Here is a 16593-nt window from a genome sequence, read left to right as displayed (position 1 = left end):
ATGGCCGAGGACGTCAAAAACGATCAGCCGGACCAGAAGTCCGACAGCTACAGCGCCGACCAGATCAAGGTGCTGGAGGGGCTGGATGCCGTCCGCAAGCGGCCCGCCATGTACATCGGCAGCACCGGCGTGGACGGCCTGCACCATCTCGTCTACGAGGTCGTGGACAACAGCGTCGACGAGCACATGGCCGGCTTCGGCGAAACGATCGAGATCGCGATCCATATCGATGGCAGCGTCACGGTCGTGGACAACGGCCGCGGGATCCCGACCGGCATGCATTCCACGCAGAAGAAGTCTGCGGCGGAGGTCGCGCTCACTGTCCTGCACGCAGGCGGCAAGTTCGAGCAGGGGGCCTACAAGGTCTCCGGCGGCCTGCACGGTGTCGGCATCTCCGTCGTTAACGCGCTCTCAGAATGGCTGGAATTGGAAATCTGGCAGGAGGGGCAGGTCTTCGAGCAGCGTTACGAGCGGGGCAAGCCCACCGCGCCGCTGAAAGTCACGGGCACGACGAAGAAGCGTGGCACCAAGGTCGCCTTCAAGCCGGACGGCGAGGTCTTCGAGACGCTGGAGTTCAGCTTCGACGTGCTCGCCCAGCGCCTGCGCGAGCTGGCCTTCCTGAACAAGGGGCTCGAGATTGCGCTCAAGGACGAGCGCAAGCAGAAGGAGCAGACCTTCAAGTACAAAGGCGGCATTATCTCCTTCGTCGAGCATCTCAACGGTGCCAAGACGCCACTGCATAAGCCGATCTTTGTCGAGATGGAAAAGAACCAGGTCATGCTCGAAGCCGCCATTCAGTACAACGATGGCTACGCCGAGAACATGTACTCCTTCGCAAACAACATCAACACGCGCGAAGGGGGCACGCATCTGGTCGGTTTCAAGGCGGCCCTGACGCGGACGATCAACGGCTACGCCAACGCCCACGAGCTGCTGAAGAAGGGTGACGAATCGCTCACTGGCGACGACGTCCGCGAAGGCCTCACGGCGGTCGTGAGCGTGAAGCTCCGCAACCCGCAGTACGAGGGCCAGACCAAGGGCAAGCTGGGCAACAGCGAGGTGAAGGGCATCGTTGAGGCGGCCGTCAACGAGGCGCTGGGCTCCTACTTCGAGGAAAACCCGTCCGTCGCCCGCAAGATTATCGCCAAGGCACTGGAAGCGGCCCGCGCGCGCGAGGCGGCCCGAAAGGCCAAGGAGCTTATCCGGCGCAAGAGCGCGCTGGATGGCGGCTCGCTGCCCGGCAAGCTGGCCGATTGTTCGGAAAAGGACCCGGCTCACAGCGAGCTCTTTATCGTCGAGGGCGACTCGGCCGGAGGCTCAGCCAAACAAGGCCGCGACCGGAAATTCCAGGCCATCCTGCCCCTCAAGGGGAAGATCCTGAATGTCGAGCGGGCGCGCTTTGACAAGATGCTCACGAGCGACGAAATCCGCACGCTCATCATGGCGCTGGGCACCGGCATCGGCCGGGCGCGCGCTGACGAAGAGAGCAAGGACGAGAAGGACAAGGAATCGTTCGACGTCGCCAAGGCCCGCTACCACAAGATCATCCTGATGACCGACGCCGACGTAGACGGCAGCCACATCCGCACGCTGCTGCTGACTTTCCTCTACCGTCAGATGCACGAACTGATCGAGCGCGGCTACATCTATATCGCCCAGCCGCCGCTCTTCAAAGTAAAGAAGGGCAAAAGCGAGAAATACCTCAAGGACGAAAAGGCGCTCAACGAATACCTCTCCGATCTCGCCGTCGAAGATGTGGAGGCGGCGATCGAGGGGCAGGGCTTCGTGGGCGGTCGGCGCCTGCTTCCCGTGCTCAAGAAGATGATTCAGTTCGAGGAACTACTGTCTCGCTTGGGCAGCAAACAGTACGAACCCAGCATCCTTCGCATGGTGGTGGACGAGCCCGGCCTCGATCGCGAGATGCTGAAAAACAAAACCGTGCTCACAAAGGCCGTTGCCAACATTAAAAAGAGCCTCACGCTCGCCTATCCCAAGGCCAACATCACGGTGGATATCGCGGATGACGAAGAGCACCGCTCCAGCAAGATCCTCTGCCAGGTGCAGGCGAACGGCCTCACCCGCGAGCAGGACATCACGCACGACGTCGTCGCCTCCGCCGACTTCCGCGAGTTACAGAAGCTGGCGCCGTCAGCGATCGGTCTCGGCCACCCACCCTACAAGCTCAAAGCAAAAGGAACCGAGACACAGTACGCGAGCACGGGCGAGCTGGCAAAGGCCATCCTCGACATTGGCAAGCAGGGCCTCAACATCCAACGCTACAAGGGGCTGGGCGAAATGAACCCGACCCAGCTTTGGGAAACCACGATGGATCCGGAGAAGCGCACCCTGCTGCAAGTGAAACTCGAAGACATGACCGGCGTGGACGAGATCTTCTCCGTGCTCATGGGCGATGAAGTGGAGCCGCGCCGCGAGTTCATCCAGAAACACGCCCTCGAAGTGCGCAATCTGGATGTGTAGTAATTAGTTGCCCCCCAGTAAACCGCTAAGGAACACATGCCGCTCGATGAACGTCTAGCACAAATTGCGATCGAAGACGAGATGCGCTCGTCCTACCTTGATTACGCCATGAGCGTGATCGTGGGCCGCGCGCTCCCCGACGTGCGCGACGGCATGAAGCCCGTGCACCGACGCATCCTCTTTGGCATGAACGAGATGGGGCTTGCGCACAACCGAGCCTACCGCAAGTCGGCCAAAATCGTTGGCGAGATCATGGGCAATTACCACCCGCACGGCGACTCAGCCATCTACGACACACTTGTCCGCATGGCGCAGGATTTCAACATGCGCTACATGCTGGTGGACGGCCAGGGGAACTACGGCTCGATGGACGGTGATCCGCCGGCGGCCATGCGCTACACAGAGGCGCGCATGACCCGGATGGCGGAAGAAATGCTGGCTGACATCGACATGGAGACGGTGGACTTCGGGCCGAACTACGACGAGTCACGCACCGAGCCACTGGTGCTTCCGGCGCGGGTGCCGAACCTGCTCGTCAACGGCGCGGGCGGCATCGCCGTTGGCTACGCCACCAACATTCCGACGCACAACGTCGCCGAGATCGTCAATGGCCTCGTCCGGCTGGTGGACAATCCCGAGACGACGATTGCCGAACTGATGCAGGACATCCCGGGCCCTGACTTCCCGACCGCTGGCTTCATCTACGGCACGGGCGAGATCAAGAAGGCCTACGAGACCGGGCGCGGACTGCTGACGCTCCGGGCCAAGGTGAACGTCGAGGTGGAAGAACGCACCGACCGCAGCCGCCTCATCATCACGGAAATTCCCTACCAGGTGAACAAGGCCACTCTGATCGAGAAGATCGCCGAGCTGGCCCAGGACAAGAAGGTCGAGGGCATCTCGGACCTGCGCGACGAATCGGACCGCGACGGGGTCCGCATCGTCATCGAGCTCAAGAAGAACGAAATCCCGCAGGTCGTGCTGAACAACCTATTTAAGCATACGCAGCTCCAGACGACCTTCGGCGTCATCATGCTGGCACTGGTGAACAACCGGCCGGAGGTGCTCAATCTCAAGCAGGTGCTCGAATACTTCATCGAGCATCGACGCGAGGTGATCGTCCGCCGCACGGCCTTCGAGCTGCGCAAGGCGGAGGAGCGGGCACATATCCTCGAAGGCCTCAAGATCGCGATCGATAATCTGGACGCAGTCATCAAGCTAATCCGCGCCTCGTCCTCGCCGGAAGCGGCGCGCACAGGCCTGATGCGGCAGTTCCAGTTGAGCGAGATGCAGTCGAACGCGATCCTGGACATGAAGCTGCAGCGGCTGACGCAGCTCGAGCGCAACAAACTCATCGAGGAATATCAGGAACTGCTGAAGCGGATCGAATATCTGAAATCCGTGCTGGCGAGCGAGGCACTGGTCCGCAAGATCATCAAAGACGAGCTGCTGGCCGTAAAGGAGACCTACAAGGACGAGCGGCGCACGCAGATCCTCAAGGAAGCGGCCGAAATCAGCGTCGAGGACCTCATCGCCGCCGAGGAGGTCGTCGTCACGGTGTCGCATGCGGGCTACATTAAGCGGAACCCCGTCTCGCTCTACCGTGCGCAGCGGCGCGGCGGCAAGGGCAAGATTGGCATGGGCATCCGCGACGAGGATTTTGTCGAAACGCTCTTTACCGCCTCCACGCACGATTATCTGCTGTTCTTTACGGATGCGGGCAGGGTCTACTGGCTGAAGGTCCACGAGATTCCGGAAGCCGGACGTGCGGCGAAGGGTAAGGCGCTGGTCAATCTGCTGGCGCTCAAAGACGACGAGAAGGTCACGGCCACCCTCCCCGTGAAGGAATTCCGCGAGGATCAGTTTGTCGTCATGGCGACCCGGCAGGGTATCATCAAGAAGACGGAACTCTCCGCCTACGGCAATCCGCGCTCAGGCGGCATCATCGCGCTGACACTGGACGAGGGCGACAAGCTGATCGGCGTGCAGATCACCGATAGCTCACGCGAAATTCTCCTTGGCACGAGACAGGGTATCGTCATCCGCTTTAAGGAAGATGAAGTCCGGCCGATGGGCCGCACGGCGCACGGCGTCCGCGGCATCACGCTGGAGGATCAGAACGTCGTCATCGGGATGGAGACGATCACGCCGGACTCCACCACGGCTATCCTGACGGTCACCGAAGGCGGCTTCGGCAAGCGGACGCCGGTCAACGAGTATCGCATCCAGGGCCGAGGGGGCAAGGGCATCATCAGCGTCAAAACCACGGAGAAGAACGGTCTCGCGATCGGCTTTCTACAAGTGCGCGGTGACGACGAGATCATGCTCATGGCAGCCATGGGTAAGATTCTCCGCTGTAAGGTGAACGACATCCGCGAAGTCGGCCGCAATACGCAGGGTGTCCGCGTGCTTGAATTGGAAGGCGACGCCGACCGCGTGGTCGGCGTGGCCCGCATCGCCGAACGCGAAGACGAGTCGACCGAGAGCGCTAACGGCGAAGCGAAGTAGCGCAGCTGGACAGATTGCGGTTTCATCCCTCCCCATGACCGTGTCCTTCACTCCAGAGTGGTTCCGGAAGCTCGACACCGTCGTCAAGATGGGCCTGCTCGTTTTCCTCAGCGCCTTTGGCCTGATCTGGGGCGGCATGTACCTCACGCGACCGGACCGGACGATCCCCCCCTACAGCGTGGGGTCGCAGGAGGGCATCACGGTCGCCATGCACGTGCCGGCCTGGACGAGCGACACGGAGATCGAAACACTCCTCTACCGGTTTCAAAAGGAGGCGCACGGGGGGCGGGACTTCGGAAGGATGAAAATTCAGCCGACGACCAAGGGCGACCCCATCGGTCACTATCAGCGCATGACGGTCTTCGTCTTTGCCAACGATCACATGACCGAAGCGGACGTGCTGCACCGGTATCTGGCAACAGAATCCTCGCGCGATCAGGCCGAACAGGCCTTCCGCGCGGATTTCGAAAAAACCGTGCGCGGCTACTACCGACTGGATGGGTTGGACGAAGAAGCCTGGGTCGGGCGAATTTATGAAGCGCTGCAGGGCAGGGACACGGCGGGCACCGCTGCCTACGCGCGCCAGCTCTTCAAGGGGTCCGTGACAGAGGCTCTTGGATCGCCCTCGCCGTCGTCACCGGCTCCGTCCGGCAAGCCGGCCCCCCCGGCCATCTCACCGTTTTGAACGGGACGGCCCACTGAGGGCTTTTGCCACCACATCCGCTAGTTTGGCCCGCAGTTCAGGATCGGAGACCGGCGCGACCGTCGTTGCCGCTTGCGCGAATACGGCGGGACTCGGCTCGGTAGCGGCTGGTGCATCCTCCGCCGGCGCTGCGGTTTCTTCCTCCCGCACGACTGGCCCCACGCGCAGCACAATGTCTGTGACGAGATCGCTCCCGGCCTCCGCGTTGATCTTTCCGACCAATTCGGGTTTCATGAAGGTGAGTTGCTGAAGCCAGATCGAGTTTTCCGCGATCAGGTAGAGCTTCTTGAATTTGATCTGGTCGGGCTTCGTATGGGAGGCCACCGGCTCTCCGACGATGGCAGGCCATTGCTTGAGCAGCTTGTGTTCGAGCAGCTTCGCTTGCATCCCGTGCCGGCGTGCGAGACCGCTCAATACAGAGGCGACGGAATCGAAAAAGGAATTAAGGGGCATGTTCTGGCGTTATCTCTCTGGCGCGAGTAGATGTTGTTTCACGAGACCCCGAAAATTTCAAACGACTGGGCGGTGACCAGATCGAGGTCCCGATCGAGTATAAACTCCCCGTATATTTGCAGCAAGGACGCGGGAGACAACCTTACCCTCCATGCTATAGTGGCAGGCCATGAGCAAGGAGAAGGATAAAGAAAAGGGCGAGAAAGTCGTGGCGACGAACCGGAAGGCGTTCCACGACTATCATATCGAGGATAGGCTCGAGGCCGGTATCGTGTTGCGCGGAACGGAGGTCAAATCGCTCCGCGAGGGCCTTGTGAATCTCCGGGACAGCTACGCCAGCGTGAAGCATGGCGAGGCGCTTCTGCACAACTGTCACATCAATCCCTACAGCCACGGCAACATCATGAATCATGAACCGCTCCGGTCGCGCAAGCTCTTGCTCCATCACAAGGAGATCAATCAGCTCATTGGCAAGACGCAGCAGAAAGGCCTTACGCTCATTCCTCTCCGCCTCTATTTCAGCCCGCGCGGCCACGCCAAGGTCGAGCTTGCACTGGCCAAAGGCAAGAAGCAGTACGACCGCCGCGAGACAATTAAGGAACGGGAGGCCGGACGTGAAGTCGAGCGGGCGATGAAAGGCGGACGGCGATAACCGTTAGCGCGCATTCCTCAACCAGTTGATTTTACTCGATAATTATCATCGGCACCTGTGTGCCAACCGGGGTCCCAGGCGGCCCCATGTGGACACCCACGAGGGGATCTAGAAACACGATCCAGGGGCCGCTGTCTCGCCGATCAGGCCACTTCGACTTTGACGCGCAATCAGCACCTCTTCTGTTATCATAGCCATGCAATGACAAGATTTTTCTTACATGACCAGCGCGCCCTGCCGGGCATTTTGGTCTGCCTGGCGTTGGTCGGTGTGGTGGGCTGTAAGGATGAGACGGCCTCGGCACCGCCTCCGCACAAGCCGCTGCCTCCGTCCGTGCAGGTCCTGGCCGTCTTGTCCCAGAATGTGGCGGATGAACCGGAGTTCATTGGCCAGTCGGAATCCTCCCGTCCGGTAGAGATTCGCTCGCAGGTCACCGGCATCGTCAAGCAGCGGTTTTTCCAGGAAGGGCGGGACGTCAAGAAGGGCCACAGGCTCTACCAGATCGATCCGGTTCCGTTCCAGGCCGCCGTCGCCAGTGCCAAGGCCATGGTCGCGCAGACTGAGGCGCGGCTGGTCCGGGAAAAGCAGAATCTGGCGCGCGTCAAGCCGTTGCTGAAGGAGCAGGCGGTCAGCCAGAAGGATGTGGACGACGCCGTGGCCGAAGAGCTGGCTGCCACCGCAGCGCTGGAGGGAGCTCGGGCGCAACTGGTCAAGGCGAAGTTCGATCTCGACAACACGCGTATCACCTCGCCCATCGATGGCCTCATCGAACGCACGCGGGTTTCTGAGGGGCGGCTGGTTTCCGCGCAGACGGATCTGCTGACGATCGTCCATCAGACCGATCCGATGTACGTGATCGTGAGCGCCCCGGAGCGCTTCCTGTTGCAGCGGAGGCGCGAGCTAGCCGAGAAAAAGGTGGAGCGTCCCGACCTCTACCAGTTGAAGGGAACGCTGACCTTCTCTGACGGCACCGTCTATCCGCGCGCGGGCCAGCTCGACTTCACCGACGTGGGCCTGCGTACCGAGACGGGCGCGCGGCAGGGCCGGTTCGTGTTCCCGAACCCGGAGCGCGTGCTGCTGCCCGGTCAGTTCGTCAAGGTGCGCGTGCAGGGTTATGTGCGGCGTGACGCCATTCTCGTGCCACAGCGGGCCGTGCAACAAGGGCCCAAAGGCCCCATCGTCTTCCTCGTCAACCAGGAAAATAAAATCGAGATCCGTCCCGTCCAGGCCACAGGCTGGCAGGGCGACCAGTGGCTCATCGAGAACGGCCTCAAGGCCGGTGATCGTGTCGTGCTCGAAGGCCTGCATCTGCTGGCCCCGGGCGCACCGGTCAATCCGGTCCCCGTCGGCCAGGTAGCACCGGCTCCTCCCCCAGCCGCCGGAGTGAAACCCGGGCACGCGCCGTGACGCCGCAGTTTTTCATCGACCGGCCGATCTTCGCATCCGTTGTGTCCATCGTCATCGTCGTCGCCGGGCTGGTCTCGCTGCAAGTCCTCCCGGTCGCGCAGTTCCCCGACATCGCCCCCCCCATGGTCCAGATCGACGCCGATTATCCTGGCGCGAGCGCCGAAATCGTCGCGGATGCCGTGGCGCGTCCCATCGAAGTGCAGCTCCCGGGGATCGACCACCTCCTCTATTACAGTTCCACGAGTACCAACGACGGGCATATGACGATCCAGCTCACGTTAGAGGTGGGCACGGACGTGGACATCGCGCAAATCCAGGCACAAAACCGGCAGAAGTTGGCGGAGCCGCAGCTCCCGCCGGAGGTCGTCCGCCAGGGCATCACGGTGAAAAAGGTCTCGTCAAATTTCGTCGGAGTCATCGCGCTTAGCTCGAGTGACCCCTCGCATGACACAATCTTTCTCTCCAACTACGCCGTGCTGCGCGTGCTGGACCGGCTGCGACGGGTGACCGGCGTGGGTGACGCGGTCGTCTTCGGCCAGCAGAACTACGCGATGCGGCTGATCCTCAACCCGATCCGTATGGCGCAGTTGAGCCTCACGCCGACGGATATCGCAAATGTCGTCCGCGAGCAGAACCGGGATTTTCCCTCCGGCACCATCGGGCGTGATCCGGCACCCAAGGGCACCGAGCTGACGATTCCCATCATCACGCAGGGCCGTTTGACGGAGGTAAAGGATTTCGAGGAGATGATCGTCCGTGCCCTGCCCGACGGTTCGATGATCCGCCTCAAGGACGTGGCCAAGGTTGAATTGGGCGCACAATCCTACACGCTGGAAGGCCGCTGGAACGGCAAGCCCAACGTCTTTCTGTTGATCTTTCTGGCGCCCGGCGCCAACGCGCTGGCGACGGCCCAGCATGTCCGTGCGGAGATGGATGAGGTGGCCAAGGGCTTTCCCGCTGGCGTGTCCTACGACGTCCCCTACGACACGACCAAATTCATCGAGGTCTCGATTCGGGAGGTGGTCAAGACGCTCGGCGAGGCGATGGTCCTCGTCATCTTGGTCGTCTATCTGTTTCTCCAGAGTTGGCGCGCGACGATCATCCCGGCGGTGGCTGTGCCCGTCTCGCTGATCGGCACTTTTGCGGGCATGCATCTAATGGGCTTCTCGATCAACACGCTCACGCTCTTCGGCATGGTGCTAGCCATCGGCATCGTGGTGGACGACGCCATCGTCGTCGTGGAGAACGTCGAGCGCCACATGAGGCAGGGAGGCTTGTCCCCGTCTGACGCCGCTCGGAAGAGCATGACGGAGGTTACCGCCCCGATCATTGCTATCGTGCTGGTCCTCTGCGCCGTCTTCGTGCCGGTCGCCTTTCTGGGCGGCATCACCGGCGAGCTCTACAAGCAGTTCGCGATCACGATCGCCATCGCCGTCATCATTTCCGGATTTGTCGCGCTCACGTTGAGCCCGTCCCTCTGTGCGCTAGTGTTGACACCGCAGCACGGGCCTCGTCGCAGCTTCTTCGGGCTGTTCAACCAATTCTTTGACCGGACGCACCACCGCTACACGACGATCGCGGGCGGGGTGCTGCGGCACGGCGTACTGGCCATGATGATCTTTGCCGGCGTCGTCACGGTGACCGTGGGGCTGTTCCTGATGATCCCGCACAGCTTTCTTCCTGAGGAGGACCAGGGCTATTTCATCACCGTCGTGCAGCTGCCCGACGGCGCCTCCCGGGAGCGGACCACGGGGGTGATGCAGAAACTGGAGCGCTACTTTCTGGCCAATCCCGCGATCCATAGTACGGATGCGCTGGTCGGTCAGAATTTCGTGTTCAGCACGCGCGGGCCCAACGCCGCCACGATATTTCTGCCCCTGCATCACTGGGACGAACGGCGGGCGCCGCACCAGCATGTCCAGGCGCTCATCGGCGCGGCCTTCGGCGAGTTTATGAAAATTCCCGAGGCGCTGATCCTGGCCTTCAACGCGCCCCCCATTCAGGGGCTGGGAGCCACAGGCGGCTTTTCCGTGCAGATTCAAGATCCCTCCAGCGGGGATTTCAAAAAGTTTTCCGCCATTATCGAGAAATTCATCGCGAAGGCGCGGCAGACGCCAGGCATTGGCGCCATCGGTACGAGCTTCCGCGTCAGCGCGCCGCACCTCCGCGCCCGCATCGACCGAGAGCGGGCGAAGTCGCTGGGCGTGCCGATTTCCGAGGTGTTCGACACGCTGCAAGCCTTTTTTGGCAATTTCTATATCAACGACTTTGTCAAGTTTGGCCGCGTGTACCGGGTACAGACGGAGGCCGAGCCACAGTATCGGTCTAAGCCTGACGACATCGCAAAAATCTACGTGCGGGCCCAGACCGCACGGGGCCAAAGCATGATCCCGCTTGATACGGTGGTTACCGCTGATTATTCGAGCGGCCCCGATCCGGTCACGCACTTTAACGGTTACAACACGGCGGTGGTGCTCGGCGCGGCCGCGCCCGGCTACAGCTCCGGCCAGGCGCTGGATATGATCGATCGGCTGTCGAAGGAAATTCTCGAGCCGAATGGTTACGGCATCGATTGGAGTGGGATTTCCTACCAAGAGCACAAGTCTGGCTCCCAATCCGTCTTTGTCTTCGCCTTTGGCCTACTGATGGTCTTTCTCGTGCTCGCCGCTCAGTATGAAAGCTGGACCGTCCCGCTCGCAGTGATTCTCTCTGTGCCGTTCGGCATCTTCGGCGCGCTTGCGGCGGTGTGGCTGACCGGGCTGGCCAACGACATCTACTTTCAGATCGGACTGGTGACGCTGATCGGCCTCTCAGCCAAAAACGCGATCTTGATCGTCGAATTCGCCACGAAGCGCTACGAGGCGGGCATGCCGGTGCTGGAGGCGGCGATCGAGGCCGCGCGGCTGCGGTTCCGTCCGATCATCATGACCTCGATGGCGTTCATTGGCGGTGTCGCCCCCTTGATGCTGGCGGGCGGGGCCGGCGCGGCCAGCCGCCATTCGATCGGCACCGGTGTCTTCGGCGGCATGCTTGCGGCCACGTTCCTCGCCATCTTCTTCGTGCCGCTGTTCTTCGTGCTGGTGGAAAAGCTTTCCCGGCGTGCCCCGTCCGGTTCGGCTCAGCAGGAGCACCGATGAGACGCCTTGTGCTCGCGGTGCCGCTGCTCGTTCTGGCTGCCTGCACCATGGGGCCGGAGTACACCCGTCCCGACATCCCCACGGGCGACGCCTTTCGAATGGCGGAAGCGAAGGACCAGGCGTCCATCGCCAATCTCCTCTGGTGGGAGCTACTGCGCGACGAGGAGTTGCAGAAGCTAATCCGCATCGCACTCGAGGAAAACAGGGATTTGAAGCGCGCGGTGGCTGCTGTTGAGGAGTTCCAGGCGCGGGCCCTGATCGCAAAAATGGACTTCGCTCCTCAGTTGAGTAACACGACCAGCACGCCGTCGTTCGGACGCCAGTCGACCTTCTTGTTCCCCGGCTTCCCCACCCAGTTCAACTACTACACGCAGGGCACACTTTTCTGGGAGATCGACGTCTGGGGCCGCATCCGCCGGTCCAACGAAGCCGCCCGCGAGGACCTGTTTTCGAAGGAGGAAAACCGGCGAGCCGTCGTGCTCCAGTTAGTAGGCGGCGTGGCCGAAGCCTATTTCGACCTACTGCAATTTGACATGCAGCTCGACATCGCCCGGCGCACGCTGAAGGCGTGGGAAGAGTCGGTGCGCATCGCCCAGGCCCGGCTCAAGCAGGGCATGACATCCAAGCTGGATGCCGACCAATTTGAAGCGGAACGGGCTAACGCGGCTGCGCGCGCGGCCGAACTGGAGCGGCAGATGGTCCAGAAGGAAAACCAGATCAGCGTGCTGCTGGGGCGCAACCCGCACCGGATTCAGCGCGGCAGGGCGCTCACGGAGCAGGTGATGCCGTTGGAGGTGCCACCGGGCCTGCCGGCCGAACTGCTGCAACGGCGTCCGGATATCATGCAGGCGGAACGCGAGCTCCATGCCGTCACGGCCCGGATCGGCGTGGCCAAGGCCGAGCGGTTTCCCAAGATCAGCATCGGCGGCATTCTGGGCGTGTCCAGCCCGCAACTCGACCAGCTCATCACCAAGGAGGGACATTTCGCGGTGGTCGGGCCGGGCTTCACGGCGCCCCTGTTCAACGCGCAGGTCCTGGGTTTTCAGCAGAAGGCCGTCGAGGCCCAGGCGAAACAGGCCGTGGCCCGCTACGAGCAGACGATTCTGACCTCCCTTAAGGAGGTGGAGGACGCGCTTGTGGCGGTACGGACGGCGCGTGAGCAGCGCCTGGCCCAGGTGCAGCAAGTCGACGCGTTGCGCTCCGCGCTCCACCTCGCCAATCTTCGATATAAAGGCGGGCTCGCGAACTATCTGGACGTGCTCGTGGCGCAACGCAATCTGTTCGAGGCCGAACTCGCTCTCTCCGGCAGCCACCGGCTCCATCTGGTATCGATTGTGCAGTTGTACAAGTCGCTTGGTGGTGGCTGGCAGCCGGCCGACAACGAGGCGAAGCAAACGGCCAGCTAGGCGGCAGATGGAAAGAAGTAGGACGGGCACCGCACGTTCAATGATCGCCAGCACGCCTCTTACTGGCCTGCTGGCGGAGGCTTCTGTGCACGTGGCAGCCTGAGGTGACGCAGAGCATGGCCGGGCCGTCCTCAACGGCACGAGCAGCTGTTCCTATTGCGCGGAGTCGACAACCGTTGTGATCAACGCTCACAGCTCAACAAGAACCCGGTCGACGTCGTCGCCCGCCCGTCGCGCCAGTTTGCGCGACGCGAAACATCTTCGCTTGACGAACAGTCGCGAAGGTACGAAGATCATTCGCGAACAGCACGCGGACTCCGCCATACTGCCGGAGCCCAGTCTGACGGAGCAGGAGATTGCCGACACGCGTGTCCGTCTTGTGGAGCTACGAGGTAAGTAGCCGCGATGGCGCAGACGAACTGCCAACGGTGCGGACGCGAATACACCTACCACTGCTGCGACGGGCCTATCTGCATGCCCTGCCCGCACTGCGGATTCGATGAGTCGGATTCGGAATCTGTGGGAAATCAGAATTGGTCTGCAAAATCAGAGTCCCGCTAATCCCCGCCCTTGGGCGTGTCCCGTGTGAACTCGATCTGAATCTCGTCTTCCTCGTCGAGGCCAAGCCCAGCCCGGAAGGATTCATACAACTCGGCGATCTGTGCGAGATCGTGCGCCGGTTTTCCGTTTTGTGCGGCGAGGTAGGTTTCGCAGAGCTTGATGCCGGTTTGGAAATGGCGCGGGATGGTTTCCTCGGTTGCCTGCTGCCAGGTGCTGTAGATGCAGAAGGCGTGAAACGCATGGGCACGAGGATGGCGCTCGACCAGGGCCACGAGTTGGTCGTAGGCCTCCCGTCCCTCCGCGCCGGCGCTTGAGGAAAACGTCTCTTCCAACTCGACAACCGTGTTCCAGTCGGAACCGAGCTCCGTTTCGGCCCTTTGGAATGCCTGTTGTGCGGCCAGCGCGGGATCGAATTGCATGCGGGCAGGATACGCGGAGCGCGTGGGAGGAGTAAAGATGGTTACAGGAAGAGCAGGGCGGAAATTACTTGAGGGTTTTTCTCCCGTGACAGCAAGCACGATAAAACGCAAAATAACAGCTGGCACGTGCAAGCGAGATTTGGTGGAGGCGGGGGGAGTTGAACCCCCGTCCGAAGACCTTCAGCGCACCAGACCTACATGCTTAGCCGATTGTTTGTGTTTCGCCGCCGCCCACGCCCATCGGCAGGCTTAGAACAGCCGCTAGCCCAGGAAGTTCTCGTCCGCCGCCGCTGAGCACCAGCCTTGGACCAGCCCGCTGCATCGCGCCCCTTCCACCCCCGCGGGCCTCAGGCAGAGGGACGTCACGGCTTAAGCCGCGAGTGCCAGTTCTTGATTGGCAGTTGCAATTTCCCGGAGGTTTAACGAGTCCCCGAGAGCTCGGCATGCACTAGTGGCCTCTTGATCCCCGTCGAAACCGGTCGCCCCCTTGTATTAGGTTGTTGAAAAAGTCCGCTAGCTACGTTCTCGCATCGCGCCACGTGTCGACGTACCAGCCAAAGAGTACGGTCCGACTTTTCGCTCGCCGCGGTTTTTGCTGAACGGCCATTTTGAACAACCTGCGAGATCAGACCGTTCAGACCGTCGTCAAACTTCGATCGGCATCCTACAGCATCAATCAAGAGGATGCCAGCATTGCCAAGGTTTCAAATCACCCCACGCTCGCCCATTCCTCGTCATCCGAGGTGGGCAGTAACGTCAGCTATTCCCGTCGTCATCTTCTGCCATCGTGGTCGTGCTGATGAAGCGCACGCCCTCCTCCATCGAGGCCGGGGGGGCCTTCACGAAGCCCTTAGGGAGGGAGGGCGCCAGCGGGGTGATCTTCTCCGATGCGGTGGCATCGTTTAGCATTGAGGCCTGCTCCTGCTATAGGGGATCTGTTACCGTGGCCACGCGTAACCTCCGGAGATCCTGAAACCGTGAAGTTTTTAATCGACAAGTCTGTGCGGCAGGCCCCTCCACATGGACCATGCGCAGAAGCCGTGTCGATAGACGCCCGCGCATGTCATACATGACTGCAGGCGCCGCGATAACCGATGCAAAGGATCGTCCTGACAGGACTTTCTTTTGTCATGGGACTGCCCTACGATACCACCCCATGGCAGGGAAGAAACCGAAATCGATGCCGCGCAGAGGGGTACGCCGCCGCTACAAGCCGGCTGGCGTTGCGACCGGCTTGACCGCGACCGAATTGCAGATGGCGGCACCTGGGCCTGAGGTGGCCGAACTGCGCCGGGCCATTGAGGGCGACGGTGGTAAGGCGCTGGCCATTTACCGCGAGCCCTATGGTGGCAAGTGGGTCTGTATGGCCGCCCTGCCAATCGAGATGGTCGAGCCCACCCCCTACCAGCGCAATCTGTCCGACACGCACGTCCGCAAATTGGAGATGGTGATAGGGAAGCTGGGCCGGTTTCTCGATCCGATCATCGCCGTGCGCACGCTCGTGGAGAGAGAGGGGGGGCTAGGGGAAGTAAAGGGGCATGTCAAATACTGGACGCCGAACGGCAACCACCGGCTTTCGGCGATGAAGACGCTCGGCGCCAAAACCATTGTGGCCATCGTGATTCCCGAAGCCGGCACCGCCTATCAGATTCTGGCGCTCAATACGGAGAAGGCGCACAACTTGCGCGAGAAAGCCCTCGAAGTGATCCGCATGTACCGCGAACTGGCGCGATTAGACCGCGTGAGCGAGGAACACTATACGCTGGAGTTCGAGGAGCCGGCCTTCATCACGCTGGGCCTCTGTTATGAGGCTCGGCCGCGCTTCAGCGGCGGGGCGTATAATCCAGTGCTCAAGCGCGTCGAACAGTTTCTGCCCAAGCCGCTCCGCGTCGCCATGACCGTTCGGCAGGAACGGGCCAAGACGGTGCTGGCGCTGGACGATCTGGTTGTCCAGAAGGTCGAGGCGCTAAAGGCGAAGGGGTTCTCTAGCCCCTACCTGAAGAGTTTCGTCGTCGCACGCATCAATCCGATTCGGTTTCGGCCGAAAGATGCTCCGGCGCTCTCGTTTGACGAAGCGCTGGACCGCATGGCCAAAGCCGCTGAAAAGTTCAATCCGGATAAGATCAAGGACAGCGATCTGGCCGCCTCCGGAGGCGCGCTGGACGAAAGCGAATAAGGGGGGACACACCATGAGTCTTGCTGACAACAAATGCGTACCGTGCCGGGGCGGGGTCCCCCCGGTAGAAAAAACGAAGGCGGATCAGTTACTCGGCCAATTGGGCAAGGGCTGGGCCTTCAACACGGCCGGCCATCTGGAGCGGCTCTACACGTTCAAGGATTTCGCGCAAGCGCTTGACTTCGTCAACAAAGTGGGCGCCATCGCGGAAGCGGAGGGTCACCATCCCGACCTGCATCTGGCCTGGGGCAAGTGCGGCGTCGAGATCTGGACCCACAAGATCAACGGCCTGACGGAAAGCGATTTTTTTCTGGCGGCCAAGGCCGACCGCGTCTTTGAATCGTTCAGGGCCTGAACGCCAGGAGTTACCATCTCTCTGTCACATCGACAGTTTCCCGACCGCGTTCCGCATCTGCACGCCGTGGACGAGAGAAGCACCACCGCGAATCGCGCAGGCGACGTGCACCGCTTCGGTCATCTCCTCCACGTTCGAACCCTTTTCCAGACTCGCCTGCGTATAGGCGTCGATGCAATAGGGGCACTGCACCGTATGGGCGACGGCGAGCGCGATGAGCGCCTTTTCCCGCTCCGTGAGCGCGCCCTCCTTGAACACGGCCCCGTAGTAGGCCATGAACTTATCCCATAGTTCCTTGTTCCCCTTTTCCATGTCGCCAAATTTTCCGAGATCGTGAG

General features: G+C 61.5%; 12 protein-coding genes and 1 other RNA gene. 9 read left to right on the top strand and 4 right to left on the bottom strand.

Features of this window, described 5'->3' with window-relative positions; genetic code table 11:
• Genes gyrB through FJ248_02920 form a run of 3 tightly spaced genes read left to right on the top strand, consistent with a single transcriptional unit; the run spans window position 1 to window position 5671 of the window.
• Window positions 1-2478, top strand: a complete 2478-nt coding sequence (gene gyrB, locus FJ248_02930) for a DNA topoisomerase (ATP-hydrolyzing) subunit B (GenBank protein ID MBM4119841.1) — start codon at window positions 1-3, stop codon at window positions 2476-2478.
• Between the two features lie 36 nt (window positions 2479-2514).
• A complete protein-coding gene (gyrA, locus tag FJ248_02925) occupies window positions 2515-4986 on the top strand; it encodes a DNA gyrase subunit A (GenBank protein MBM4119840.1) in 2472 nt (823 codons plus the stop codon).
• A 34-nt stretch (window positions 4987-5020) separates the two neighbouring features.
• The gene (locus FJ248_02920; protein MBM4119839.1) at window positions 5021-5671 is read left to right on the top strand and encodes a hypothetical protein; all 651 of its coding nucleotides are present in this window, start codon (window positions 5021-5023) and stop codon (window positions 5669-5671) included.
• Here the strand turns inward: FJ248_02920 and FJ248_02915 are convergent.
• The gene (locus tag FJ248_02915) at window positions 5660-6142 is read right to left on the bottom strand and encodes a DUF721 domain-containing protein (protein MBM4119838.1); all 483 of its coding nucleotides are present in this window, start codon (window positions 6140-6142) and stop codon (window positions 5660-5662) included. The genes FJ248_02920 and FJ248_02915 overlap by 12 nt on opposite strands.
• A 169-nt stretch (window positions 6143-6311) precedes the next feature.
• Between FJ248_02915 and smpB the strand changes: the two genes are divergently transcribed.
• From smpB to FJ248_02895, 4 genes are all read left to right on the top strand, one after another.
• Window positions 6312-6794 carry an SsrA-binding protein SmpB gene (smpB, locus tag FJ248_02910; protein MBM4119837.1) on the top strand — a complete coding sequence of 161 codons (483 nt, stop codon included), beginning with the start codon at window positions 6312-6314 and terminating at the stop codon, window positions 6792-6794.
• 201 nt (window positions 6795-6995) lie between these two features.
• Entirely contained in the window at window positions 6996-8201 is a 1206-nt protein-coding gene (locus FJ248_02905) for an efflux RND transporter periplasmic adaptor subunit (GenBank protein MBM4119836.1), read from the top strand.
• A complete protein-coding gene (locus FJ248_02900; protein ID MBM4119835.1) occupies window positions 8198-11338 on the top strand; it encodes a multidrug efflux RND transporter permease subunit in 3141 nt (1046 codons plus the stop codon). The genes FJ248_02905 and FJ248_02900 overlap by 4 nt, the downstream gene beginning before the upstream one ends.
• Complete coding sequence (locus FJ248_02895; GenBank protein ID MBM4119834.1) at window positions 11335-12744, top strand: efflux transporter outer membrane subunit; 1410 nt, start codon at window positions 11335-11337, stop codon at window positions 12742-12744. Before FJ248_02900 ends, FJ248_02895 begins: the two co-directional genes overlap by 4 nt.
• A 557-nt stretch (window positions 12745-13301) precedes the next feature.
• On the opposite strand, the gene FJ248_02890 is transcribed toward FJ248_02895, so the two are convergent.
• Window positions 13302-13724 (bottom strand): hypothetical protein, encoded by a 423-nt coding sequence (locus FJ248_02890; protein MBM4119833.1) that lies wholly within the window; start codon window positions 13722-13724, stop codon window positions 13302-13304.
• A 140-nt stretch (window positions 13725-13864) separates the two neighbouring features.
• Window positions 13865-14211: a transfer-messenger RNA gene (gene ssrA / locus FJ248_02885) on the bottom strand.
• Window positions 14212-14880: 669 nt separating this feature from the next.
• Here ssrA and FJ248_02880 point away from each other — a divergent pair.
• The gene (locus FJ248_02880) at window positions 14881-15900 is read left to right on the top strand and encodes a chromosome partitioning protein ParB (protein ID MBM4119832.1); all 1020 of its coding nucleotides are present in this window, start codon (window positions 14881-14883) and stop codon (window positions 15898-15900) included.
• A gap of 13 nt (window positions 15901-15913) precedes the next feature.
• Window positions 15914-16255 (top strand): 4a-hydroxytetrahydrobiopterin dehydratase, encoded by a 342-nt coding sequence (locus FJ248_02875; GenBank protein MBM4119831.1) that lies wholly within the window; start codon window positions 15914-15916, stop codon window positions 16253-16255.
• 24 nt (window positions 16256-16279) lie between these two features.
• Here the strand turns inward: FJ248_02875 and FJ248_02870 are convergent.
• Window positions 16280-16593 (bottom strand): 4-carboxymuconolactone decarboxylase (locus tag FJ248_02870; protein ID MBM4119830.1); only part of this gene is annotated, 314 nt, incomplete at its 5' end.

It is taken from the genome of Nitrospira sp. (genome assembly GCA_016873435.1).
Lineage (GTDB): Bacteria > Nitrospirota > Nitrospiria > Nitrospirales > Nitrospiraceae > VGXF01.
This window is presented reverse-complemented; position numbering and strand designations above follow the sequence as displayed.

What these genes read in the sequence shown, in the direction of transcription:
- FJ248_02905 (MBM4119836.1), top strand. Translation starts at nt 6,996, where the DNA reads ATGACAAGATTTTTCTTACATGACCAGCGCGCCCTGCCGGGCATTTTG.
- FJ248_02890 (MBM4119833.1), bottom strand. Translation starts at nt 13,724, where the DNA reads ATGCAATTCGATCCCGCGCTGGCCGCACAACAGGCATTCCAAAGGGCC.
- FJ248_02875 (MBM4119831.1), top strand. Translation starts at nt 15,914, where the DNA reads ATGAGTCTTGCTGACAACAAATGCGTACCGTGCCGGGGCGGGGTCCCC.
- FJ248_02895 (MBM4119834.1), top strand. Translation starts at nt 11,335, where the DNA reads ATGAGACGCCTTGTGCTCGCGGTGCCGCTGCTCGTTCTGGCTGCCTGC.
- FJ248_02920 (MBM4119839.1), top strand. Translation starts at nt 5,021, where the DNA reads ATGACCGTGTCCTTCACTCCAGAGTGGTTCCGGAAGCTCGACACCGTC.
- FJ248_02915 (MBM4119838.1), bottom strand. Translation starts at nt 6,142, where the DNA reads ATGCCCCTTAATTCCTTTTTCGATTCCGTCGCCTCTGTATTGAGCGGT.
- FJ248_02880 (MBM4119832.1), top strand. Translation starts at nt 14,881, where the DNA reads ATGGCAGGGAAGAAACCGAAATCGATGCCGCGCAGAGGGGTACGCCGC.
- smpB (MBM4119837.1), top strand. Translation starts at nt 6,312, where the DNA reads ATGAGCAAGGAGAAGGATAAAGAAAAGGGCGAGAAAGTCGTGGCGACG.
- gyrB (MBM4119841.1), top strand. Translation starts at nt 1, where the DNA reads ATGGCCGAGGACGTCAAAAACGATCAGCCGGACCAGAAGTCCGACAGC.
- gyrA (MBM4119840.1), top strand. Translation starts at nt 2,515, where the DNA reads ATGCCGCTCGATGAACGTCTAGCACAAATTGCGATCGAAGACGAGATG.